Source organism: Rhizobacter sp. P2_H2 (genome assembly GCF_056403375.1).
Window position 1 is genome coordinate 1 of sequence record NZ_JBFUFP010000484.1, and the last position, 3,959, is coordinate 3,959.

Consider the following 3,959-nt stretch of genomic DNA (forward strand, 5'->3'; position numbering starts at 1 on the left):
TTCATGGCCTCGATCACCGCCTTGGCCTCGCCGACCAGGTCGGCCTCGACCAGCGACTTGCCGATCGGCAGCCCGGCGGCCAGCAGGAAGGTGTTGGCAATGCCGCCGCCGACGATCAGCTGGTCGACGTTCTTCGCGAGCGACTGCAGGATCGTCAGCTTGGTGCTGACCTTGCTGCCGGCGACGATCRCCACCAGCGGGCGTTTCGGGTTGGCCAGCGCCTTCGTGATCGCGTCGATCTCGGCGGCCAGCAACGGGCCGGCGCAGGCGATCTTCGCGAACTGCGCGATGCCGTAGGTCGAGGCCTCGGCGCGGTGCGCGGTGCCGAAGGCGTCGTGCACGAAGATGTCGCACAGCGCGGCCATCTTGCGCGAGAGCTCCTCGCTGTTCTTCTTCTCGCCCTTGTTGACGCGGCAGTTCTCGAGCAGCACCACCTGGCCCGGCGCGACCTGCACCCCATCGACCCAGTTCGYGATCACCGGCACGTCGCGGCCGAGCAGCTCGCCCAGGCGCTTCGCGACCGGGGCCAGCGAATCCGCCGGCTTGAACTCGCCCTCGGTCGGGCGGCCCAGGTGCGAGGTCACCATCACCGCGGCGCCGGCCTTCAGGGCCAGCTCGATGCAGGGCACCGAGGCGCGGATGCGGGTGTCTTCGGTGATGCGGCCGCTGTCGTCCAGCGGCACATTCAGGTCGGCACGGATGAACACGCGCTGGCCTGCAGCTTTGCCTTGGGCTGCAAGGTCTTCAAAACGGAGAACGTTCATGGGTGGCCAAAGTTAGAGGGGGAATTCTAGGGATGCCGCAGGCGCAAAAGTTACGAAGCGGTTCCGAGATCCATTGGACACCAGCCGGACGGCGTCTACCACCCCAGCAGCAGTTTCAGCGGCATCAGCACGGCCATGCCGACCACGATGGTGCCGAGGATGCCGCGGCGCCAGAAGAACCAGGCGGTGGCGGCCGCCACGGCGTAGATGCGCGCGTCCTGCCAGGTGCTGATCAGCTGGCCGTGGCTCATCACGACCTCGGGCACGACGACGGCCGCCAGCGCCGCGAGCGGGGCGAAGCGCAGGCCGCGCTGCACCCAGCCGGGCAGGCGCAGCTCGCGTTCGGGAATCAGGAAGAAGCAGCGGGTGACCACCGTGATCACGGTCAGGCCCACGATCGTGATGAAGGATTCCCAATCACTCATGACGCCACCCTGTCGCGCGGCTTGGCGCGCATCAGCGACGCGAGCACGCGCCGTCCGGCATCGCCGCCGCCGTCGATCATCAGCCCGATGCACACCGCGGCGGCGATCGCGACCACGATGTTCAGCCGGTACGGCAGCGCGAAGGCCGCGACGGCGGCGGCGCCCGCCACCACCGCCGCGAAGCTGGTCGCCTTGTCGGACAGCAGCGCGTAGCCCAGCCCGAGCAGCGCCAGCACGCCGGCGAAACCGAGGCCCCAGTGCGTCGGCACCACGTCGGCCAGCACGATGCCGAGCACCGACGGCACCTGCCAGGCCAGCCAGCTCATGAAGCTGCTGCCGAGGAAGTACTCGACCTGGCCCTCGTCGTCGCGCGGCTCCTTGAACCTCTTCATGAAGAGCACGTAGTTCAGGTCGGCGGTCAGGTAGCCGAGCAGCATCCGCTGGCCGCGCGGGAAGCGCATGAAGAACGGCCGCCAGTGGGCGCTGAAGATCACGAAGCGCAGGTTCACGCACAGCGCGGTGGCCCAGATCACCCAGGCCGGCGAGCCGGCGCCCATCAGCGGGATGGCCGCCAGCTGCGCGCTGCCGGCGAACACCGCGAAGGTCATCAGCAGCGACAGCGGGATCGAGAGCCCCGCCTTCACCATCGCGACGCCGGTCACCAGGCCCCAGGCGGCGATGCCCAGGCTGACGCCGGACATCTCGCGCATGCCGAGGGCGAACTGGGGGTGGCGGACGAGGGCGCGCAGCGGGGAACTCATGCGGGCATTGTCACCGCATGCGGGTTATCCCGCTGTCAGGTGTCGTTGTGGCGGGCCGCCTTGGCGCCCGGCGTCTTGGCCGGCCGCTTCTCGGCGGCGGGCGCGGGGGTTTCAGCCGGGGCGTCGCCTTCGGGGGCGGCCTTGGCCTCGGACTTCGCGTCGGCGCGGACGTCCGCCTTGGGCTCGGCCTTGGATTCACCCGACTTCGCGCCGCCTGCCAGCTGCGGCACCACCGGCTCGATCTTGTTCTCGCGCATGTAGTCGTTCATGTCGCGCCAGCCGGCGAACACCGAGGCCTTGTCGGCCTTCTTGTTCAGCGCGTAGCAGTCCTCGATGGCCCGGTTGGCGTGGCGGCAGGCGCCGCCGATCGCGCGGCCGTCGGCCTCGCGGGCCGCGGCCAGCTTCTCGGCCGAGTCGACCCCCAGCATGTCGCAGCCGGCGAGGGCGGCGGCGCAGAGCAGGAACGCGGTGATCAGGTGGCGTGGCATGGCGGGCGGTGGTCCGGGGACGGGGCTGTGGCTGCAGTGTCCGCTGGTTCGCGGGCGGGGCAGGCGTGAAAAAGCCCCTCGAAGAGGGGCCAGTTCCAGGCTTTGCCGAAGAAGCTCAGGCCGGGCGCATCGCCATCAGGCGGGCGACGCGCTCTTCCGTCGACGGGTGGGTCGAGAACAGCCCGCGCAGCCCGCCGCCGGACAGCGGGTTCATGATCATCATCTGCGCCGTCTCCGGGTGGCGTTCGGCGGCCTCCATCGGCATGCCCTGCGCGTAGCGGTGGATCTTCTGCAGCGCGCTGGCCAGCGCCTGCGGGTCGCCGGAGATCTCGGCGCCGCCGCGGTCGGCCTCGAACTCGCGGGCGCGGCTGATCGCCATCTGGATCAGGCTCGCCGCCAGCGGCGCGAGCAGCATCACCAGCAGGCCGACGATCGGGTTGTGCGGCCGGCCCTCGCTGTCGCGGCCGCCGAAGAACATCGCGAAGTTCGCGAGCATCGAGATCGCGCCGGCCATCGTCGCGCTGACCGTGCTGATCAGGATGTCGCGGTGCCGCACGTGCGCCAGTTCATGGGCCATCACGCCACGCAGCTCGCGCTCGCTGAGCACGCGCAGGATGCCGGTGGTGGCGGCCACCGCCGCGTGCTCCGGGTTGCGGCCGGTAGCGAAGGCGTTCGGCGCGTCTTCGTTGATCAGGTAGACGCGCGGCATCGGCAACTGGGCGCGCTGCGCGAGCTCGCGCACCATCCGGTAGAACTGCGGCGCCRAGGTCTCGTCGACCTCCTGCGCGTTGTACATGCGCAGCACCATCTTGTCGGAGAACCAGTAACTGAAGAAGTTCATGCCGACGGCGACGAGCAGCGCGACCATCATGCCGGCGCGGCCGCCGATCATCGCGCCGATGGCCATGAACAGCGCCGTGATGGCAGCCATCAGCACCGCGGTCTTCAACAGGTTGAACATGGAGAGGCCCTTTCTCTGGCTACAGGGCCTCAGATGAGGTCCTGCGCTTCAAGTTCAATCGGCGCGGCCAAAAGCGCTGCCCGGCGCGACCGGGCGCGACTGCAGCCAGGCCGCCGCCGCCAGCCGCTTGCCGCCCGGGCGTTGCAGCTCGGTCAGCCGCAGCGATCCGGTGCCGCAGGCGACCTCGAGGCCCTCGGGGCCGCTGGCCAGCACGCTGCCGGGTGCGCCGCTGCCGGCGCGGACTTCGCCGCGCCACAGCTTCACCGTCTCGCCCTCCAGCAGGCCGGTGGCGCCGGGGAACGGGTCGAAGGCGCGCAGCCGGCGCTCGATCTGGTCGGCGGACAGTGCCCAGTCGACCGCGGCCTCCGCCTTGTCGATCTTGTGCGCGTAGGTCACGCCCTCGGCCGGTTGCGGCGTGCGCGGCATGCCGCCACAGGCCGCCAGCTCGAGCGCCTCGACGATCAGCCGGCCGCCGAGCGGCGCCAGCCGGTCGTGCAGGCTGGCGGTGGTGTCGGCCGGCCGGATCGGCAGTGTCTCGACCAGCAGCATGTCGCCGGTGT

At 70.4% G+C, this 3,959-nt stretch carries 6 protein-coding genes; all 6 read right to left on the reverse strand.

Annotated elements, in window-relative coordinates; genetic code table 11:
• A partial coding sequence (gene pgk / locus AC1D15_RS20815) for a phosphoglycerate kinase (protein WP_477827464.1) occupies window positions 1-764 on the reverse strand: 764 nt, incomplete at its 3' end.
• A 95-nt stretch (window positions 765-859) separates the two neighbouring features.
• Window positions 860-1,189 carry an AzlD domain-containing protein gene (locus AC1D15_RS20820; RefSeq protein ID WP_465110646.1) on the reverse strand — a complete coding sequence of 110 codons (330 nt, stop codon included), beginning with the start codon at window positions 1,187-1,189 and terminating at the stop codon, window positions 860-862.
• A complete protein-coding gene (locus tag AC1D15_RS20825) occupies window positions 1,186-1,950 on the reverse strand; it encodes an AzlC family ABC transporter permease (protein WP_047507714.1) in 765 nt (254 codons plus the stop codon). The genes AC1D15_RS20820 and AC1D15_RS20825 overlap by 4 nt, the downstream gene beginning before the upstream one ends.
• Window positions 1,951-1,985: 35 nt before the next feature.
• On the reverse strand, window positions 1,986-2,438 hold the full coding sequence (locus tag AC1D15_RS20830; protein ID WP_477827465.1) for a hypothetical protein: 453 nt from the start codon (window positions 2,436-2,438) through the stop codon (window positions 1,986-1,988).
• A gap of 115 nt (window positions 2,439-2,553) precedes the next feature.
• Window positions 2,554-3,399 carry a zinc metalloprotease HtpX gene (htpX, locus tag AC1D15_RS20835; RefSeq protein WP_477827466.1) on the reverse strand — a complete coding sequence of 282 codons (846 nt, stop codon included), beginning with the start codon at window positions 3,397-3,399 and terminating at the stop codon, window positions 2,554-2,556.
• Window positions 3,400-3,453: 54 nt separating this feature from the next.
• Window positions 3,454-3,959 (reverse strand): methionyl-tRNA formyltransferase (locus tag AC1D15_RS20840; RefSeq protein WP_477827467.1); only part of this gene is annotated, 506 nt, incomplete at its 5' end.

Excerpts from the sequence above, each read along its gene's own strand:
- AC1D15_RS20820 (WP_465110646.1), bottom strand. The coding sequence starts at position 1,189 with ATGAGTGATTGGGAATCCTTCATCACGATCGTGGGCCTGACCGTGATC.
- AC1D15_RS20825 (WP_047507714.1), bottom strand. The coding sequence starts at position 1,950 with ATGAGTTCCCCGCTGCGCGCCCTCGTCCGCCACCCCCAGTTCGCCCTC.
- AC1D15_RS20830 (WP_477827465.1), bottom strand. The coding sequence starts at position 2,438 with ATGCCACGCCACCTGATCACCGCGTTCCTGCTCTGCGCCGCCGCCCTC.